The organism is Microbulbifer mixtoriginis (SeqCode), from assembly GCF_052468275.1.
In genome coordinates this window covers 4,346,258-4,366,010 of the sequence record NZ_CP174341.1, presented here as the reverse complement: position 1 = coordinate 4,366,010, position 19,753 = coordinate 4,346,258, and the positions used below count along the sequence as shown (strand labels likewise).

Annotated in this window: 16 protein-coding genes; 1 reads left to right on the top strand and 15 read right to left on the bottom strand. The window is 45.6% G+C overall.

The features are described 5' to 3' along the window. Positions 1-197: 197 nt before the first annotated feature. Complete coding sequence (locus tag ACJJIC_RS19195) at positions 198-2,720, top strand: TonB-dependent receptor plug domain-containing protein (protein WP_444891092.1); 2,523 nt, start codon at positions 198-200, stop codon at positions 2,718-2,720. A 68-nt stretch (positions 2,721-2,788) separates the two neighbouring features. On the opposite strand, the gene ACJJIC_RS19190 is transcribed toward ACJJIC_RS19195, so the two are convergent. From ACJJIC_RS19190 to ACJJIC_RS19120, 15 genes are all read right to left on the bottom strand, one after another. Further along, a complete protein-coding gene (locus ACJJIC_RS19190) occupies positions 2,789-3,247 on the bottom strand; it encodes a hypothetical protein (RefSeq protein ID WP_252084835.1) in 459 nt (152 codons plus the stop codon). An 82-nt stretch (positions 3,248-3,329) separates the two neighbouring features. Next, positions 3,330-4,871 carry an NADH-quinone oxidoreductase subunit N gene (locus ACJJIC_RS19185; RefSeq protein WP_445357680.1) on the bottom strand — a complete coding sequence of 514 codons (1,542 nt, stop codon included), beginning with the start codon at positions 4,869-4,871 and terminating at the stop codon, positions 3,330-3,332. Next, positions 4,868-6,460 carry an NADH-quinone oxidoreductase subunit M gene (nuoM, locus tag ACJJIC_RS19180; RefSeq protein ID WP_445357679.1) on the bottom strand — a complete coding sequence of 531 codons (1,593 nt, stop codon included), beginning with the start codon at positions 6,458-6,460 and terminating at the stop codon, positions 4,868-4,870. Before nuoM ends, ACJJIC_RS19185 begins: the two co-directional genes overlap by 4 nt. Next, positions 6,457-8,295, bottom strand: a complete 1,839-nt coding sequence (nuoL, locus tag ACJJIC_RS19175) for an NADH-quinone oxidoreductase subunit L (protein WP_445357678.1) — start codon at positions 8,293-8,295, stop codon at positions 6,457-6,459. Before nuoL ends, nuoM begins: the two co-directional genes overlap by 4 nt. 1 nt (position 8,296) lies before the next feature. Then, positions 8,297-8,614 (bottom strand): NADH-quinone oxidoreductase subunit NuoK, encoded by a 318-nt coding sequence (gene nuoK / locus ACJJIC_RS19170; RefSeq protein ID WP_435583630.1) that lies wholly within the window; start codon positions 8,612-8,614, stop codon positions 8,297-8,299. Then, positions 8,604-9,128 carry an NADH-quinone oxidoreductase subunit J gene (nuoJ, locus tag ACJJIC_RS19165; RefSeq protein ID WP_445357677.1) on the bottom strand — a complete coding sequence of 175 codons (525 nt, stop codon included), beginning with the start codon at positions 9,126-9,128 and terminating at the stop codon, positions 8,604-8,606. Before nuoJ ends, nuoK begins: the two co-directional genes overlap by 11 nt. A gap of 166 nt (positions 9,129-9,294) precedes the next feature. Further along, positions 9,295-9,813 (bottom strand): NADH-quinone oxidoreductase subunit NuoI, encoded by a 519-nt coding sequence (gene nuoI / locus ACJJIC_RS19160; RefSeq protein ID WP_444885850.1) that lies wholly within the window; start codon positions 9,811-9,813, stop codon positions 9,295-9,297. A gap of 40 nt (positions 9,814-9,853) precedes the next feature. After that, complete coding sequence (gene nuoH, locus ACJJIC_RS19155) at positions 9,854-10,810, bottom strand: NADH-quinone oxidoreductase subunit NuoH (RefSeq protein ID WP_252084841.1); 957 nt, start codon at positions 10,808-10,810, stop codon at positions 9,854-9,856. Between the two features lie 3 nt (positions 10,811-10,813). Then, the gene (gene nuoG, locus ACJJIC_RS19150; protein WP_445357676.1) at positions 10,814-13,654 is read right to left on the bottom strand and encodes an NADH-quinone oxidoreductase subunit NuoG; all 2,841 of its coding nucleotides are present in this window, start codon (positions 13,652-13,654) and stop codon (positions 10,814-10,816) included. Between the two features lie 56 nt (positions 13,655-13,710). Further along, positions 13,711-14,985 (bottom strand): NADH-quinone oxidoreductase subunit NuoF, encoded by a 1,275-nt coding sequence (gene nuoF, locus ACJJIC_RS19145; protein ID WP_444891087.1) that lies wholly within the window; start codon positions 14,983-14,985, stop codon positions 13,711-13,713. Continuing rightward, complete coding sequence (nuoE, locus tag ACJJIC_RS19140) at positions 14,963-15,529, bottom strand: NADH-quinone oxidoreductase subunit NuoE (RefSeq protein ID WP_445357675.1); 567 nt, start codon at positions 15,527-15,529, stop codon at positions 14,963-14,965. The genes nuoF and nuoE overlap by 23 nt, the downstream gene beginning before the upstream one ends. A 130-nt stretch (positions 15,530-15,659) precedes the next feature. Beyond that, a complete protein-coding gene (gene nuoC, locus ACJJIC_RS19135; RefSeq protein ID WP_445357674.1) occupies positions 15,660-17,465 on the bottom strand; it encodes an NADH-quinone oxidoreductase subunit C/D in 1,806 nt (601 codons plus the stop codon). A 41-nt stretch (positions 17,466-17,506) separates the two neighbouring features. Next, positions 17,507-18,154 (bottom strand): NuoB/complex I 20 kDa subunit family protein, encoded by a 648-nt coding sequence (locus ACJJIC_RS19130; RefSeq protein WP_444885845.1) that lies wholly within the window; start codon positions 18,152-18,154, stop codon positions 17,507-17,509. Between the two features lie 18 nt (positions 18,155-18,172). Beyond that, positions 18,173-18,586, bottom strand: a complete 414-nt coding sequence (ndhC, locus tag ACJJIC_RS19125; RefSeq protein ID WP_252084847.1) for an NADH-quinone oxidoreductase subunit A — start codon at positions 18,584-18,586, stop codon at positions 18,173-18,175. A gap of 454 nt (positions 18,587-19,040) precedes the next feature. Then, on the bottom strand, positions 19,041-19,751 hold the full coding sequence (locus ACJJIC_RS19120; protein ID WP_445357673.1) for a DUF3885 domain-containing protein: 711 nt from the start codon (positions 19,749-19,751) through the stop codon (positions 19,041-19,043). Between the last annotated feature and the right edge of the window lie 2 nt (positions 19,752-19,753).

Below are 19,753 nucleotides of genomic sequence, written 5' to 3'. Positions count from 1 at the left end.
GCATTTTTTACCTGTGTCACGCTTCTTGCAGTGATGAAGAATGATGATGTCCATCATTGGAGGGGCGGGCTATATCAGTACGCTATTCGGCACGTACTGTTCCAATCAGGATAGATTGCTTCGTACCCGGTACCACACTGCCGAAAAATGATCGATTAGCATTGGAAGATAAAACCAATAATTGACAGGGTAATTACATGAAAGAAAATAAGAAGCGTTGGCTAGCGGCCTGTGGCGCGCCATCGCTATTGGCAATGGCGGTTGCCGCTGTGTCCAGCCCCGCAGTTGCCGAGGATGCACTTCTGGAGGAAGTCATCACTATTGGTACCCGTGTTGAGGGGCGTTCGGCTACGGATTCCTCCGCACCTATCGACATCGTTACTGGTGACGAATTTGTTAACCAAGGTGATGGTGACCTCAACAACCTGCTGCGCAATGTTGTGCCTTCCTACAATGTTAATGCCAAGCCGATCTCTGATGCCGCATCGATTGTACGCCCGGCCAACTTGCGTGGACTGCCGCCCGATAGCACCCTGGTTCTAGTAAACGGTAAGCGCCGTCACCGTGCATCCGTGATTGCATTCCTTGGTAGTGGTGTATCGGATGGTGCCCAAGGACCTGACATCTCTGCTATTCCAGCGATTGCACTGAAGCAAGTAGAAGTACTCCGTGACGGTGCGGCCGCTCAGTACGGCTCTGATGCCATTGCCGGGGTGATTAACTTCCAGCTTAAAGATGCTGCTGAGGGTGGCACCGTTGAGGTGAAGCATGCTACCACTGCCGAGGGTGATGGCGACCAGAGTATGGTTGCTGCCAACTTTGGCCTGCCGTTGACCGATTCTGGTTTTGTAAACTTCAGTATGGAGTATCGCGAGCAGGACTCCACAAGCCGCAGTACTCAGCGGGACGATGCTGCGCAGCTGATCGCCGATGGCAATACTCATGTTGCTAATCCAGCGCAAATTTGGGGTCAGCCCGAAGTTGATGATGACACTAAGTTCTTTATTAACAGTGCCATTGAGCTGAACGATACTGCTGAACTATATGCCTTTGGTAACTATGCCAGCCGTTCCACCGATGGAGGATTCTATTTCCGTAATCCAGAAAATCGAGATGGGGTTTTTACCTATAAGGATAAGATTGACACAAATGGTGATGGGGTCCCTGACAAGGAGGTTGTTTTACCTCTGATAGGTGACTTAGATCCCAGCAATGGTATTGATAATTGTCAGAATGTCAGTGTCTCTGAAGCTCATGATCTCGATGAATGTTTCTCCTTTACCGAGATGTTCCCTGGCGGGTTTACCCCTCGTTTCGGTGGTGATCTAGAAGATTACTCCATGGTCTTCGGGTTGCGCGGTGAATTGGCCAATGGTATTGGTTACGATGTCAGTGCCAGTAGGGGCCAGAACAAAGTAGATTTCCATATCTACAATACCATTAATGCCACAATGGGCCCAAATACCCCAACCAGCTTTAGCCCTGGTGGTTATGCGCAAACTGAGACCAATTTTAATATTGACCTGACCAAGGCTACTGAAATTTCCGGTAAGGCATTGTATATGGCCGGGGGCTTTGAGTGGCGTGAGGAAGAGTTCGAAGTCAATATGGGGGATGAAGCCTCATGGACTCAAGGTCCATTGACAGAACAAGAATTCCTTATCGGTTCTAATGGTTTTTCTGGGTTCGGACCTGAAGTTATTGGTACTTTCGACCGCGATAATATTGCGCTCTATACCGACTTTGAACTGGAAGCGACTGATAATCTTCGTTTGGGCACAGCCCTACGCTGGGAAGATTTCTCAGACTTCGGTAGTACTTTCAACTATAAGGTTTCCGGACATTGGGCAATTAATGATGTAATCGCCTTGCGCTCTACATACAGTACCGGCTTTCGTGCACCTACACCAGCTCAGTCAAATATAAGTAATGTGACTACGGCTTTTGCAGATGGTCAGCTAGAGAATAAAGGTACTATCCCACCGACAAACCCTGTTGCGGTATTAAAAGGTGGGAAGCAACTACAACCTGAAGAGTCGAAAAACTTTACTATTGGCGCCATTATTGCTGCCGGTGACTGGGATATTACCCTCGATTATTTCCAAATTTCCGTAAGTGATCGTATCACCCAGTCTGCCGATCAGGAACTAAGTGAAGCGGAAAAAGCGCAACTGGTGGCCGATGGTATTAGCGGAGCTGATTCACTAACATCGATTCGCTTTTATACCAACGACTTCGACACCAAGACCCGTGGAATTGATGTGGTGGCAACCTATCCGCTCGGAGATGCCACTGACTTAAGTTTCGCAGCAAACTGGACTGATACAGAAGTCACCAAGTATCGGGAAGAAACCATCAGTGATATGCGTCTTGGGCAGTTGGAAGATGGTCTGCCCAACATTCGTGGTAATGCAACCATTTCTCATGCGGGTGAAGGATGGCGTGGTCTAGTTCGTTTGAACTACTATGGCAGCTACTGGGAAGCGCACCTGGATGATTACAGCCTACCCATTGATGCCGGTGATGAGTGGACTGTGGATATAGAGGGTGCCTATGACTTTAGCGATTCGCTGTCGCTGATCGCAGGGGCTGAAAATCTGTTTAATAACTACCCAGATAAGAACCCCTGGTCAGGTGTTGCAGGCGCTGAATACCCCGAGACAGCACCAATGGGCTTTAATGGTGCGCTCTACTATGTACGTGCACAGTATGAGTTTTAAGCCCTCAGTGAATAGCTTTACTTAAAAGCTATCGTTACTGTAAAAAAGCCCGCTTTATGCGGGCTTTTTTACATGTCCCAGAGAGAGTTAGTTGCCATAGATAAGGTGATACGTTCTTTGTCTTGTATCTGCTTCAAGTCCTCAAAGACTTCTTTTACTTCCATGGACTCAATAGCGCCGTACACCGCTTCATAAAGACTGGAAAAATATCGGTCTACTTCCCTTCCAATATTATTGACCTCTTTGATAGTGGGCGGGTCACTAAGTGGTAGTTGGCGAATAAAATCATGGGCGGATTCTTCATGGGTGTACTGTAACCAGGTCTGCATGACCTTTTGCTGGGCGATTTCTCCATAGTTTGAGAGGTTTCTCGCCATACGTTGTTCATGCTCTAACATATGTCTTAATAACAGCTGAGTTCGATAATCTTCAGATTTTTCAAGTAAATTCTCGTAAAGGTCTGCCATATCCAGGTGAAACTTTTCTGCATCCTGAATGATTTCAAATGCCTGCTTGAAAGTCTTCATAGGTCTGCCCTTTGATACCCAGGAAATTGTTATTGGGCGGAAAACAGGTCGTATCTTCTTGCGGCCATACCCTAATTAATCTTTATAGTGCATTTATCCAGTTGATCAAGATCTGAGGAAAAATACCGAATACTAACAGAGCCCCCGTCAGTGCCAGTAGTAACAACTGGCCAGATGCAGCAATTTGTACTGTGCCGTTAGAGGTTGTATCTTGGGAGCTATCACGTTGTACAAGGGTAAGAAGTAATCTTAGATAATAGAAAAGTCCCAGAGCACTACCGATAACCACACCCGCTAGAAGCCCCCACATTTCACCCTCAACCCCTGCTGTAAACACATAGAACTTGCCAATGAAGCCAATAGTTAGCGGTATGCCGGCAAGGGAGAGGAGCATGGCAGCGAAACAGCTGGCCAACCAGGGGGAGCGCCAGAGCAACCCCTGATAAAATGCGCGCTGATAGGGGGTCTGGCTATCTGAAGTGGGATTTTCAGGGTACTCTCCACTAAGCACTTTTTCTTCAACCGAATCGGCGACCAAGCCCACTATCGCAAAAGCACCTAGGGTAGTAATTATGTAAGCTATCAAGTAATAAATAACGGCCTCTGTGCCAAAGGTGCTTTTTCCTATGATAAAAGCCACAATCAAATAACCGATATGTGCAATTGAAGAATAGGCTAAAAGACGTTTGATATTCGACTGCATTAATGCGAGAAGATTTCCTACAATCATACTGGCTATGGCTGCAATAGAAAGCATATCGATTAAAGTTTTGCTGCTGTATAGGTCCAGAGTATTAAAGAAACGTAATAGGAAGCCAATAACCGCTCCTTTGGCTACGGTTGCAATCAAGGCTGTTGTTGGCGTGGGGGCCCCTTGGTAAACATCAGGTGTCCAAATATGAAAGGGCACAAGTGATAATTTAAAAGCCACAGAGATAAGAAATAAAGTAACTCCAGTCGCAAATAGCGTGGAGGTCTGGGATAACTCAGTAATTCGAGAGGCTATGCCGGTAAAGTCTAGCGCGCCAGAAGCGCTATAAATAAGCGCAATACCGAACAGGCCTAATGCAGTGGATAGTGCTGATAGAATTAAATATTTAATGGCTGATTCAAGGGACTGAAGCTGTTCTCTTTTTGGGGATAGATCGCCAGTTAAGGAAAAACCTAGCATGGGATAAAGAGAGAGGCTAATTAACTCAAGTCCCAGGAAAAAAGTTGCAAAATGGCTGGAGAAAATCAGAGTGCAGGCACCAAGCATTGCCAGAAGCAATAAAATATAATATTCCTCTGGATAACTACCAGCTACTCCTTTTGGGTCACAGCGTAGACGTAGGTAGTTGAACCCCATAATACTGACGGCAAAGGCGGTTACCAATAATATAAGTGTGAAAAATAATGCAGTGTAGTCGATCAGGATAAGCTCAGTTACCTGAAGCGAGCTTGTCGCACCAGTCAGTTCATCGGCAACCCAAAAGCAAGAAGCCATGGCAAGCAGTAGAGTCATTAGGGTGGTTACCAATGCACCCAGGTGCCCACGCCAAAAAGATACCTGTAACAATAGAATAACTATACCTGCACTAAGTATCAGTAGTGGCAGTATTCCAAAAAGTTCCTGTGCACTCATGGGGTGTTATCCTCAACTGAGGTCGGTTTAAGCTTGGGTGAGAGAGTCTGAGATGATAATTGTTCATTTAAGATTTTCTGATCATTTAAAACAGTATCAATTCTTGTTGCGGACCGTTGAACAGTTGGATCGGCAATATCAAAAACTGGTTGTGGGCGTAAACCGATAAAGACTAATAGGACGGCGAGAGTGAGGAGGGCGCTAGATTCCCGTATGCTGAGATCTGTAGCCTCGTACTCCTGAATCGGCTTTTCCAGTCGCTTGTTCAGTTTCCCAAAGAATACCTTTTGCATCATGAGTAAAGCATAGAGCGCTGCACCAATGAGTCCAACTGCTGCCAGGGCTGTAAGCCAGTGATTACTTCGGAAACTACCTACGAGTACGGTGAACTCAGCAACAAAATTGCCTAAACCAGGTAGGCCCAGAGATGCTACTGCGAAGAAAAGCGCAACGGCGGATAACTTTGGCAATCTGGCCCAAAGACCGCCCAACTGGTGCATATCTCTGGTGTGAAAGCGGTGCTGAATAGCACCCACCAGGGCAAATAAAGCTGCAGTGCTCAAGCCGTGAGCGATCATTTGCATAACAGCTCCTTGAATAGCAATAGTATCAAGGGCATACAAGCCAAGTAACACAAACCCCATATGGCTAACACTGGAATAAGCTACCAACCTCTTCATGTCTCTTTGAGCAAAGGCGAGCATTGCTCCGTAAATAATACTGAGTGCTCCAATAGTCATTGCTACCGGTGCAAATGCTATTGAGCTTTCAGGAAATAGCGGTAGGTTGAAGCGCAACAAGCCATAAGCGCCCGTTTTAAGGAGAATGGCGGCCAGCAGGATACTCCCTGCTGTAGGTGCCTGAGTATGCGCGTCTGGTAACCAAGTATGGAAAGGTAAAGCTGGTAATTTGACTATGAAAGCAACAAAGAACCCTAGCATTATCCAGTAGGCAATTCCGGGTGATAGACGGGCATCTAGTAGGGCATTGTAATTAAAAGTGAGCTGCCCGGTGTTGGTGTAGTGGATATAAACAAGAGCAACTATCGCAATAAGCATTAGAAGACTGCTTGCTTGAGTAAAAATAAAGAACTTGATTGCGGCGTAAATACGTTGCTCATAACCCCATACTGCGATTAAGAACAGCATGGGTATCAGCATGACTTCCCAGAAAAAGAAGAAAAGGAAAAGATCAATAGCGGTAAAGACACCAACAACACCGGCTAAAGTCCATAGGTAATTGAAATAGAAGAAACCTCTGCGAAAATTAATATCATTCCAGGTCATTACTATCCCAAAAATTCCCATTGCCAGTGTCAGTACCAGCATGAGAAAACTTAAGCCATCAATGGCTAAATGGAAGTCAATTCCAAATCTGGGAATCCAGGGTATTTGTAAACTCTCCCACCAAGGCTCCGATGTGCCAACTTCTGTTGAATGAATAAATGTTGAGTAGTTTGTGAGTAATAAGGCGGCAAGTAATAAGCTGATCATACTGATCCAGCGCCCACCAGTTTTAAAATAGCGCTCAGCTAGCCAGGCTAGCACGCCGCCGGCGAACAATATAATAATGATCGTTAAAAGGGTCATAACGCCACCAGAAGTGCTAGGAATAGAATGGAACCAACGGCGAAGGTAGTTAGGTACCAACGCACTTGTCCATTTTGCGAGGTACTTAGAAGAGCATGCATTTGTCGGCTAATTGTTGCGGTGCCTTTGTAAATACTATCAATAATATCATTGTGGTTTATTTGAGTAAGAAACTTGAAAGGTCGCACCAGTAGATGATCGTATATCCAATCGAATCCCCAGCCGGAGAACCAGAACTGCAATAGACTTGAACGTTGTTCTCCTGTTCTTTGCTCATGACGGAATAACTTCCAGGCAATGGCAAGGCCTATTAATGGCATTGCAATAGCAGTGCCTTCGATCCAGGGGGAATGGGCTTCGTCTGGGCGAACACCAAATACGGATTGCAGCGGCGGGGCCAATAAGCCACCAAATAATGCCAACACTGCGAGAATACAGAGAGGTATGCTCATTACAGGGATATTGGCATCTTTACAATGAGTGGAAGCTTGACCCTCTCTTCCCAAAAACACGAGAAATAATACACGGAAACTGTAAATTCCAGTTACGAGTGCTCCGAGTATGCCGGCGAGCCACAAGATGTTAATGCCTTGGTGATATTCCCAGGCGCTCAATAATATATGGTCTTTACTATAGAATCCTGAGGTGAAGGGAAGTGCAGCAAGGCATGCACATCCAATGGTAAAACAAATAAAAGTGAGTGGTATTTTTCGATAGAGTCCACCCATTGAAAAAACATTTTGTTCATGATGCAGGCTTAAAATTACTGATCCTGCAGATAGGAATAGCAGGGCCTTAAAAAATGCATGAGTCATTAAGTGAAAAATAGCGCCAGACCAAGCACCAACGCCTAAAGCAAGAAACATGTAACCGATCTGACTAATTGTGGAGTAGGCGAGTACTCTTTTTATGTCACTTTGAGCTATTGCACTGAAGCCAGCCAGAAGTAGTGTGAGAGCGCCAACGGCTGCCACAGCGGTCATTGCCACTTCCGATAACATATAAAGAGGATGCATACGGGCAATTAAATATACACCTGCGGTAACCATAGTGGCAGCATGTATCAGGGCACTCACTGGTGTTGGACCAGCCATGGCATCAGGTAGCCAGGTTTGCAGTGGTAATTGTGCCGACTTACCCACGGCACCACCCAGTAAGAGAAGGCACGCTAAAGTGACTATGTCATTGTTTACATCTGGACCGTTTATGGTCGAGACAAGCTCAGGAATGTTTAGTGTTGAGAATTCATAGAAAAGCAGAAACAAGCCGATAGCCATTGCCGTATCACCAATACGGGTGACGATAAAAGCTTTTTGGGCAGCTGCTCCATTGGCTGGATCCTTATACCAAAAACCAATTAGAAGATAGCTGCAGAGTCCAACACCCTCCCAGCCAAGATAAAGTAAGACCAGATTATCAGCCAAAACCAGAATCAACATGGCACAGACAAACAGGTTTAGGTAAGCGAAGTAACGGCGGAAATCAAGGTCTTCCCGCATATAGCCCACTGAATAGAGGTGGATAAGAAACCCAACACCAGTGATAATCAGTAACATCACCATGGTTAGCCAGTCCACGTGGAAATTGAAACCTAGTTTCAGGTTGTCCACCAACATCCACGACCATAGAGAAATATTGATTGATTCAGAGGGATTCCCCCAAAATAAAACAATAGCCACAATTATTGTAAATAGAGCAGCCAAGCCAACACTGCCTACGCCGATATAGGCAATCACCTTTTGCGAAGGCTCATCCCGATAAAATAGTGGGATAGCTACCAATGTGAGGAAGCCGATCAGTGGTAAAAGTGGCACCCAAGCCAATAGGCCCTGCATGTTAGCCTCTCAATTCATTTAATTGATCAATATCAACAGTATGCTTGCGATGATAAAATTGCAGAACTAAGGCAAGCGCAATTGCTACTTCAGCTGCCGCAAGAGTGACGACAAATAGGAACATTACCTGGCCATCAGCATTTCCCCAATGTGCACCCGCGACTACGAACATTAGTGCTGCAGCATTTGTGCAAATCTCCACACACATCAGCATGAAAATGACATTTCTTCGCATCATTAATCCTGCCAGTCCCAAGCAAAAGAGAATGGCTGCAAGTAGAACACCTGCCTCAAGACCTGGTGCGGTTTCAATTGGCATTATTAGATCCCTCTAAATCAATATTTCTACGACGAGCTAAGTGAAATGCACCAACTAATCCAGCCAGCAATAACATTGAAGCCAACTCTACAGCGAGAACATAGTGGCTAAATAGCGCGATACCTACTTGTTTGGGGCCTATGTAGTGATAGGTTTGACTTGAAGAGATTTGTCCATTATTCACCAATATAATAAGTTGAGCTAATAATAAGGCAGACAATAAAGCCGGGCCGATCCAGGTTCTGGGCTGGAGCCACGCTTGTTCCTGAGCTACAGTGGAATCTCCCTGATTGAGCATCATAATGACAAAAATAATCAATACCATAATTGCCCCGGCATAAATAATTACTTCTAAGGCAGCAGCGAGAGGGGCCCCAAATTGATAAAAGATTACAGCCACTGCGAGTAGCGATGTCACTAGATAAAGAAGGGCATGTACAGCATTTTTATGAAAAATAACCATGGTTGTGGACGCTACCGCTATGGCGGCTGTCAAATAGAAGATAAGATTCATGCCTTTCGGCTCCCTGGTATTGTGTTAGTCGATTGAGTGATTGTTTTTCTCAGCGACTTTTTCTTATTTAATGAATAATTTTGTTTTTTAATTATTGTTTTCTTTGCCGGTGGCTGTTGACTTGTTGGTGATTGTTTGGGCCAATAATGATGTATGTTTTTTAAAGCTATAGATTCAAGCCTTTAACATTAATTGGCTCTGCTTCATTATCTGCCTGGCCCTTATCTTTTCCTTTTATGGCTTTGCCTGCGACCTGATAAAAACTATAGTCGTGATATTTTCCTGGTCCATCGATCAATAGATCTTCCTTTTCATACACCATGTTTTGACGATCGTATTCACACATTTCAAAATCAGGTGTTAATTGGATCGCATAAGTTGGGCATGCATCTTCACAGAGTCCACACATGATGCAGCGGGAAAAATTAATACGGAAATATTCTGGACGCCAACGACCATCAGGATCTTCGGTTTTCTGTAAAGAAATACAATCTGGCGGGCAGGCAACTGCACAAAGATTACAGGCTACGCAGCGCTCGTCGCCATTGGGATCCCGGCTTAAAATAATTCTCCCACGGTAGCGTGGCGCCAGGTAAGGTTTCTCCTCTGGATACTGAACGGTGACATTACGCCGGAATAGATGTTTAAATATTAACCACATACTGCGAATTTGACTGGCGATCATTTCCGTCCTCCGGCAATACTGTGGGGATGTGATTGAAGGCCTAGGCGATCCATAACAGTACTCCAGCGGTTGCGAGCAGATTAAACAGAGACAAGGGCAACATGACCTTCCAGCCAAATTTCATCAACTGGTCATATCGAGGACGGGGAAGGGCTGCACGCAATAGAATGAAAATGGCAACCAGAAAAGCAGTTTTTAGGCAGAACCAGATAATAGGAGGGAGTAGAGGGCCATGCCACCCTCCTAGAAATAAAGTGGTGATTAGTGCGGATATCAGAATTACAGCAAGGTATTCACCAACAAAAAACATTCCAAACTTCATACCTGAATACTCAGTATGAAATCCTGCTGTTAATTCATGTTCTGCCTCGGGGAGGTCAAAGGGTGTCCTGCGACTCTCGGCGATACCGGCAATAAAGAAAACAATAAAACCCAGAAACTGGGGCACAATAAACCAGGTGTCCGCCTGGGCATTGACAATATCCCTCAAATTGAAACTACCGGACATCATCACTACACCCATCAGGCTCAATCCCATAAAGACTTCATAGGAAACTGTCTGTGCGGCGGCTCGGAGACCACCTAGTAGCGCATACTTATTATTAGAGGCATAGCCACCAAGGATGATGCTGTAAACGGCAATGGAGCTCATTGCAAGCACAAACAGTAGACCAATATTAAGATCGGCAACCCCAATACTTGGTGACATGGGCACTACGGCAAAAGCAATCAGCATGGTTGCCATAACGACTGTAGGCGCTAGAACAAAGACAGGAATATCGGCAAACCGAGGAATGAAGTCTTCTTTAAAGAACAGCTTAATCATATCGGCAAGAACTTGTAATGTGCCGAAGGGACCCACCCGATTTGGACCTGGCCGATCCTGCCAAAACCCAAGAAGTCGTCTCTCTCCCCAAGTGAGGATAGCTGCGAGTAACACGGTAACGATAAGTACACCGAAAATATTGAGCAGAGTAATCCAGATTGGTGTACTCATGGCTTATTGATCCTCGCTAATCATAGGTGCCACTGCCGGACGTAGAGAGGCATAGCCAGGAATCTGAGGAGCCAGGGTCTCCATTCCCGGTAATCCAAAAGGCACACCAATACACCCATGGGGTATGGTGTTGCAGGATCTTATTTCTGCTCTATGGGTGTCATTGCTGGTTTCTATATCTACCAGTTCTCCCATAGTCAGAGTGTAGTGAGCTAGGGTATCTGGATGTATTAATATAAATGGAGCGTCAATAATCTCAGAGAGAGACATTGATTGGTTACTGAGTTCCTCACTACCAAAGAGGCGATAAATGGGAAGCATTTGTAATTTATTGGAGGTTTCTGATGGATGCTCTAATTCACCACTAGAGGGGAGGTATTCAGAGATAGGTCGTGGAGCTCGTTCAATTCTTTTGCCTGACGGACCCCCTTTACGCTCACCACCAACTTGTTGTTGAAACTTAAAGATAGATTGGTTGGAGTTCCATCCTGGTGACCAAATATTTGCCTGGAGTGTAGTTTTATTGGGATTGTGTATGCCTTCCATACTGAAGCTCATGGGAGCATCAGGATCTTTAATGGGGGGTGTTTCTGAAACATGTTGTTGGGCGTGGATAGCGGTACGCCCACTATAACGGGCACTTTGTCGAGCGATCTTAAGACCATCAATGCGATAGTCTTCATTGGGGCCGAGATCAGCGAGAACCCCCAGTGCCTTGAACTCCTTTGCTATGGCATTACTGAGATCTGTACTGTGCTTCCAGCTGTTGATCATTGAGAGGTTAGCGGACTTCTCAGTACAGAAATTTACAGCATCCACGAGCCAGCGCCAGCTCTCCTGAATGTATCCTTTGCCTTCATAGACCGCATAAAATCGCTGGGCTAAACCATTATTATTTATATAAGTACCCTGTGATTCGGCTGTTGTAGATGCAGGGAATATCCAGTTGGCTCTCTTGGCGGTAGGCGTAAGTAGAGAATCCATCAGAATAACTTCATCCACTAGAGAAAAAATTTTCTCTGCAGATGGTGTATCCAGTCGCCGATATAGATCATTTTCCAGCACAACAAGACTGGTTGGAATAGTATTCTTTGTTGTTGTCAGTGACTCCAAGAGCTGATCCAGATTGTTATCACTTTCATTAACAAGCTGAATTAATCCCAAGCTGTTAACTTCACCACAGTTTAAATACAGATTGGTGGGTGACTTTTTGCGATCGCTTATTACGCAAGCCAGATTGGCTACGGCGCTTAAAGTGTCGGGATGCCTGCTGGATACTCCGGATATAATCAGTGGATTAATCGCGTTTTCCAGTATTTGAGCCACGTGTCTAATCTGTTTCTGTAGTTCTGAGGTATTTTCAGCTCCCTGGTTGTTAGAATTTTTGATTTCCTCAGTTAGTGCATTAGTAAACTGTACAACTTTTTCTGGTGACTCAAACAGGGTAGTTTTGGTTATATCTGTGAGGTCGGTAAGCTCTGTTCCTATAAAAATAATCGGGCTGGGATCACCCTCTAGTTGTCTTACTGAGGCATCTTGCCACAAAGGAATTTTTAAATTTTGAGCCTGCTTTTTTTGACGATTACGTGCTGCTTGACGCACAGCCAAGGCAATACGGGGCGCCGTGTTATAGATATCTTCACCGATTATCAGAACCGCATCTGCGGATTCTATTTCTGGAGTATTGGGATTTTTTATTCGGTCGTCACTCTGTATAGCGTTGATCTGTTGCAATAATTGCTGATCGAGACGGTTTAGCCCAGAAAAGAAATTGTCGGTTCCAACTAGTTGCTGTAGAGCAAAATTATTTTCTATTGATGCTCGGGGAGAGCCAACGCCAATGATCCGGCGGAGTTGGCGTTGAGCTGCGGTGACTTGTACCGATAGGTGTAGAACACCATCGCGGGGGTTTACTTTACAGTGAAGTTTATCTTTTGAATCTGCAGTGGAGCTAATAAGCTCCTCATTATGTACACTCAATACCTGATCAATGCGTGTTGAGCCATTGACATATTCGTACCCGAAACGACCTCGATCGCAGAGAAAGTAACCGTTTATATCGTGATGGAAGAGATTGGTAATACGCCTTAGTACAGGGTCGTTACCATTGCTGGATTCTCTTGCACCAGGTGCAGTGTTACACCCTACTGCACAATGTTCACAAACTGAAGGCGCTGTTTGTAGATCCCATTTTCTAACAAAATGTGCACTGAATGTTTTATCAGTGAATACACCGGTAGGGCATACTTCAACCAAGTTTCCGCTGAAGCCATTTTGTAGGCGACCTTCTTCTTGACGACCAAAATAAACCTGATGATTACGACCGAGTGCCTGTAAATCACTCCCTCCAGCATAATCGTTGTAAAACCGTACACAACGGTAGCACGTAATACACCGATTCATTTCATGATTGATAAATGGACCAAGATATTGATTGCGATGTGTGCGCTTGGTGCCCCTATAGCGGCGCATGGTGTGACCTGACATTTCAGTCATATCCTGCAAGTGACACTCACCACCTTCCTCACAAACTGGACAGTCGTGGGGATGATTGGTCATCAGGTCTTCAATGATACTACCGCGAAATTCTTTTGCTGCCTCGGCATTGACACTGTAGATACCACCATCTCGAACTGGTGTCATACAGCTCATAATTAATCGACCCGATTGGTCTTCACTGTCTTTATATTCGATCATGGCACATTGCCGGCAAGCACCTACCGAGCCCATTTCAGGGTGCCAGCAAAAATAGGGGACATTTAGACCTACAGTCAGACAGCTGCTGAGAAGATTTTGATCGCCATCAACCTGATACTTCTCGCCATCGATCGTTATGGTTGGCATCGTTAATCCATTATTTATTTGATATTATTGGGAGTCCGGCCAATCTCTTTCGCTAGTTATTTATAGGGGCAACAGCCTTTCTTGATATGATCTATATAGTCCTGTTCAAATAGTTTGAGGGAACTCTGAATGGGTTCTGCTGCCCCAGGAGCCAATGCACAGAAAGTTTTACCTGGGGCAATGCGCTTACATTGCTCATGTAGCAATTCAAGGTCTTCGGGCAGACCTTCCCCATTCTCGATTCTTTGCAGAACTTTCACAATCCAGGGCAAGCCATCTCGGCAAGGAGTACACCATCCACAGGATTCGCGCGCAAAAAACTGTGTAAGATTTAGTACCAGCCCAATAGGACAGGTTTTATCATCTAACACAATAATTGTACCGGTTCCCATACGGCTACCAGCCTTGCCGATCACGTCATAATCCATAGGGAGATCGAGGTGATCGGGCCCCAGGAAATCAGTAGATCCTCCGCCTGGTAGGAAGCCTTTTAGCCTAAGTCCATCTCTCATGCCACCGGCATACTGTTCAATAATTTCGCGAATAGGGGTACCCATTGGCAATTCCCAAGTGCCGGGATTTTTGACTTTGCCGCTGACGCCAAATATTTTACTGCCAGCATCCTGTCCGACGCCCAAGCCACGGTACCAGTCGACTCCATATGCTACCAAATGGGGTATATTGCAGAAGGTTTCTACATTATTTACAACTGTAGGTTTACCCCATAAGCCACTTACTTGAGGGAATGGTGGTTTAGCTCTGGGGATTGCACGTTGCCCTTCGAGAGCATTGAGAAGCGCTGTCTCTTCACCGCAGATATAATTACCTGCACTGCGATGCACAAAAATTTCCAGTGAAAAATCACTATCAAAAATATTTTTTCCGATAAGACCTTGAGATTTTGCTTCCTCTATTGCTCGCTCCAGGCGTTCTGCTGCCAGGTGATATTCCCCGCGAATGAATATGTAACCAATGGATGCGCCTATGGCGTAAGCAGCAATTGCCATCCCTTCTAATAATAAATGTGGATCACGCTCCATAAGGAGGCGGTCTTTGAATGTGCCCGGCTCCATTTCATCTGCGTTGCAGACAACAAACTTTTGCTCAGGGGATCCTTCGCCTCGGGGAACAAAGCTCCACTTCAATCCAGTGTTAAATCCCGCTCCACCGCGTCCACGTAACCCGCCATCTTTAACAAGATTGATAATGTCATCTGGTACCATAGAGTGCGCTTTGCGCCATCCTTGGTAACCATCATTATCCAGGTACCGGGTGATATCTGCTGCGGTATTTTCTTTGGTGATATTTTTAGTGAGAGGATTTGTCAGCATGGATTTGTTTCTTTTTATCGATTAGTGCGTCGATAGCTGATTCATCGAGGTTTCTATACATTTCCTCTCCCAGCATGAGTACAGGCGCTTTATCACAATCGCCTAAGCAGGGAGCCTCCAATAGAGTAAATATTCCATCATTTGTTGTCTGCCCTGGTTCAATTTGTAGACTCTGGCTTATGTGTTTTTGTAATTGATCACAGCCCATAACCCAGCAACTGGCACTTTTACAAAGCAAGATCACTTCTTTCCCAACGGGCTGACGAAAAATTAGTTGAAAATAAGTGGCTACGCTCTCCAGTTGGGCTACAGGCATCTCCAAGTAGTTTGCAATGGCCCGTAGACTACCGTCTGAAATCCAGCCCCGATACTTTTGTACGATTCTAAGTGCTTCTAAACCTACAGAAGATTTTCCCTCATAGTGAGAGGCCTCTTCATCAATTTCTCGCTTTTCCTCATCGGTGAGGGTTTCGGAGAGTTCTCCTGGATCCTTGTTACTTTGCTCCATTACTTCGATCATTTCCGGTTCTAGTACGCTGGACATTTTCGCCTCCTATGGTCGAATCACGGAGGCATCTAGAAGATGCTACTGCCGCCGGTGGTTACTGCGACATAAGAGCATCGAATCCTGTATTTCATAAATCTCCCCATAATCTAAACTGAATTTATTGTTGTTATCGGTCAACATCTGCCATAACAAAGTCAATACTGGCAATGATTGCAATAAGATCCGCAATTAACAGTCCCCGTGACATAAGTGGAATCATTTGTAAATGAGGGAATGAGGGTGTGCGTATTCTGGTGCGGTATGATGTCGTCCCTCCATCGCTGACAATTTGATAACTGTTGAGGCCTTTAGTGGCTTCGATTGGGAAACACACCTCACCGGCGGGCATTACAGGTCCCCAACTGTTATTTACAAAGTGTTGGATGAGGGTTTCTATATCCTGCATAGTGCGCCCCTTTCGTGGAGGCGTCGTCAATGGGTGATCGGATTTATAGGGCCCAGCCGGCATATTTTCCAGGCACTGACGGATAATGCGCAGGCTCTGCCACATTTCATCCACTCGCACACGACACCGATCAAAACAATCACCACCATCATAGCTGGGAATATCGAATTCAAATTGGTCATAGCCACTGTAAGGGCGTTTTTTACGTAAATCCCATTCAAGCCCGGTTGCGCGCAGACCGGGACCCGTCACTCCCCACTCCAGTGCTTCAGCGGTATTGTAGACGCCGATGCCCCGTGTACGTTTTTGTAGCAGTTTATTTTTGATTACCATCCCATCGTAATCGCGCAAGCGTTGTGGCATATAGTCGAGAAATTCCCGGACCATCTTTTCCCAACCCTCTGGCAGATCCTGGGCTACACCGCCGATCCGAAACCAGGCCGGATGCATACGCCCACCAGTGATGGCCTCGACTATGCCAAAAAGTTTCTCCCGGTCGATAAACATGTAAAAGACAGGGGACATCTGTCCGACGTCCTGAGCAAAGGTGCCGAAAAAGACGAGATGGCTGGAAATGCGGAAAAACTCGCACATCATTACACGAATAACCTGGGCACGTTCGGGCACCTTAATTCCGGCGAGTTGCTCCAGAGCCAATACGTAGGGCAGGTTATTCATAACGCCACCCAGGTAATCAATGCGATCTGTATAGGGTACATAGGTATGCCAGGCTTGGCGTTCTGCCATTTTTTCTGCGCCGCGATGGTGATAACCGATATCCGGTACCGCATCCACTATTTGTTCACCATCGAGTTGCAGGGCGATGCGAAAAACGCCATGCACACTGGGGTGGTTTGGCCCCAAATTTAGAAACATAAATTCTGAGTCTTCATTGGCACGAGCCATGCCCCAATCTTCAGGACGAAATAATAGTGCCTCTTGCTCCTTACGCTCTTTTTCTTCAGAAAGACTGAAAGGGTCTACTTCTGTGGCGCGTGCATGATGATCCTTACGCAGGGGATGTCCTTTCCAGGTAGTGGGCATCATAATCCGGCGCAAATGTGGATGCCCTTCAAAATTAATCCCAAAGAGGTCCCAAACCTCCCGCTCATACCAGTTGGCGTTTTGCCAAATGTCATCAATTGATGGCACTGAAAGCTTGGATTCGGCCAGAGCGACCTTAATGCGGATAAATAAATTGCGAGTGAAAGATAGGAGTTGGTAGACCAGGGTAAAATCACTAGCTGGCTGCTTTTCTGGTCCTTCTCCGCGGTTTACTCGCAAGCGCTCATCTATTGCGCTGAGGTCGTAAAGCATGGCGAATGGACGAGAAATATCTACCTTGAGAAATTGCAATATGGGAATCAGGGACTGGGCATCTACCCATAGAGTGGGCATATCTCCACAATTTGGTTGTAACCAGTAATTGTGCAAATGATATTCCTGGTCGAGATCACGCAGGAATAGCTCAGCCTCCTTGCTATAGGCAGTCTCACTGTGAATACTTTTTGCTATAACGCCTGTCATGAGGGTCCCATTGTTATTGTTTTATTGGAGCGCTTTAAGCTTTAAACCGTATCTGGAGAGCGCAATAGTTCCGTACGCATCCGTTCTTCTCGATGCAAATCCCGCTGGCTTGGTTTGGCTACTTTTCTGGTTCCCTGTTCGTCCACTACCCAACTGAAATTTCTGCGCTCGGCAGCAACGGATTTTTGTAGCAGAGTGAGACCCTGCAGTAATGCTTCTGGGCGTGGGGGGCACCCGGGGACATAGACATCAACAGGCAAAAATTTATCGACACCTTGCACCACGCTGTAAATGTCGTACATGCCGCCAGAGTTGGCACAAGAGCCCATGGATATCACCCAGCGAGGCTCGATCATTTGTTCGTAGAGCCGCTGTACCACAGGCGCCATTTTTAGGAATACGGTGCCAGAAATTACAATAAGATCAGCTTGCCGTGGCGTTGCACGAATGACTTCTGCGCCGAAACGGGAGATATCATGGCGGCTGGTAAATGCAGTGGCCATTTCCACATAGCAGCAGGAAAGCCCGAAGTTAAATGGCCAAAGTGAATTAGAGCGTCCCCAGGCGACTAACTCTTCCAACTTGGCGAGTAGAACATTTTTTTGCAGGTCTTCTTCGAATTCCTCGCCACTTGACTTACGGGAGTCAGAGGCGATGACATCATCTGCCTTACTCAGCTGCCAGCGCATGGTGTTTTCCTGGTTTCTTTATTGATTATTTTTGCGGCCAATCAAACTTTTTTGTTGTCCGCCCCACTCCAATGCACCCAGGCGCCATAGGTAGATCAGCCCTACCAGTAGGATGACAATAAAGATTGTGGCTTCGATAAAGCCGAGAAGTCCGGTCTCAAAGAAGGCAATTGACCAGCTAAACAGATAAACCGCTTCCAGGTCGAATACAATGAATAAAATGGCAACCAAATAGTAGGCAACTGAAATTCGCAGGCGAGCACTGCCCTGGGAGATAATCCCGGATTCAAAAGGTTCATCTGTTGCGGGATCTCTTCTCTTCTGCCCGAGAAAATAGGAAAGGCTCAGCATCAGGACAATTAGTGCGAGTACAGCAAGGCAATAAACGACAAGAGGCCACACTTCCGGGTTGAGCTGCTCTGGGTAGTTCAACTTCTTTCTCCCCGTTTTTCTTATGGGTCACGCCCGAATTGATTCTTAGTACCGCCGCGAAAATACTTGGTATTTTTTTGATAGGAACGATTTCTGGTACAGAAAACGAATGGAATACTTTTGAGTTGCCCTCTACTTCAACGAGGTGCCTGCTAGCTCCCAAAATCCTTGTTTGCTTGTTCACTGTTTATAAGGCTTAGTCCAAGATTACGCCAGTATCACTAAGGAACGTTTAATTCTTATACCTTTACTTTTTATTAGATGGAATTCTGTGATAATTAACGTCAGTGATCGGAAAACTTAATTTTGTGTCAATAAATGGAGATATTTAAGACATGTATGGCGCAATAAAATAGGTGAAAAGGCGATTCAAGATAGAGAGAGCTGAGATTGGGATTAGTGTGGGGAGTGGTGCGGAGATAAATCAGGGGACTGTGCCCCCCGATTTAAGACCTTAGCCAAAATTGGTGTCCATCATCTCTCTATCGTAGTCGAGAAGGTATGAGTTGAATTTCTTGTATAGCTGAGACAGTATGGCCTTGTTGCCAATAACGTCCATGCCTCGAACATCATAAGGCCAAGCTTCAACTCCTTTAGTTAGATCAAAGAGGTAGATGTTTACTAGCGGACATGGCTTGACGCCTAAGCCTGGCGCCATGCTGCACCAAAGTAGCTTCTTCAGACTTGATTTGGGTAGTTTTATCGCAATTGTATGCCAGTAATCTTCAGTTTCCCCCTCAATCCAGCCTTCATCTACCGCTACACGCTCAAGCCAGTGCTCTTTCTCTTTCACTTTCTCGGGAAATAATCCAATGTTTCTAAGCTCACGAAAAGTGGAGATAGAAGAAACTAGGGGTTCGTTACTAAAGATACGGTAACAGGCAACAATCTCCTTATCGAATATTTCTTCACATATCTCGTGAGATTTACGTAATGCTAAGTCAAATTGATCGAGCCAATCTCCACCTAAGGAAAGCTCAAAACGAAGACCTCCTTTGTGGGTATAGAACAAAGGTCTTTCGAAAGCTTTTCCGGAAAATTGAGACTGGATAGATTCTCGAATATTCATTGTAGCCTTAACGCCGTCATAACCTGCTGGAGCACAAAGTGCGGAGGTCCAGGCAGCTTTGCTGGCAATGGTTGATGGCTTTGGTACACCCAACATGG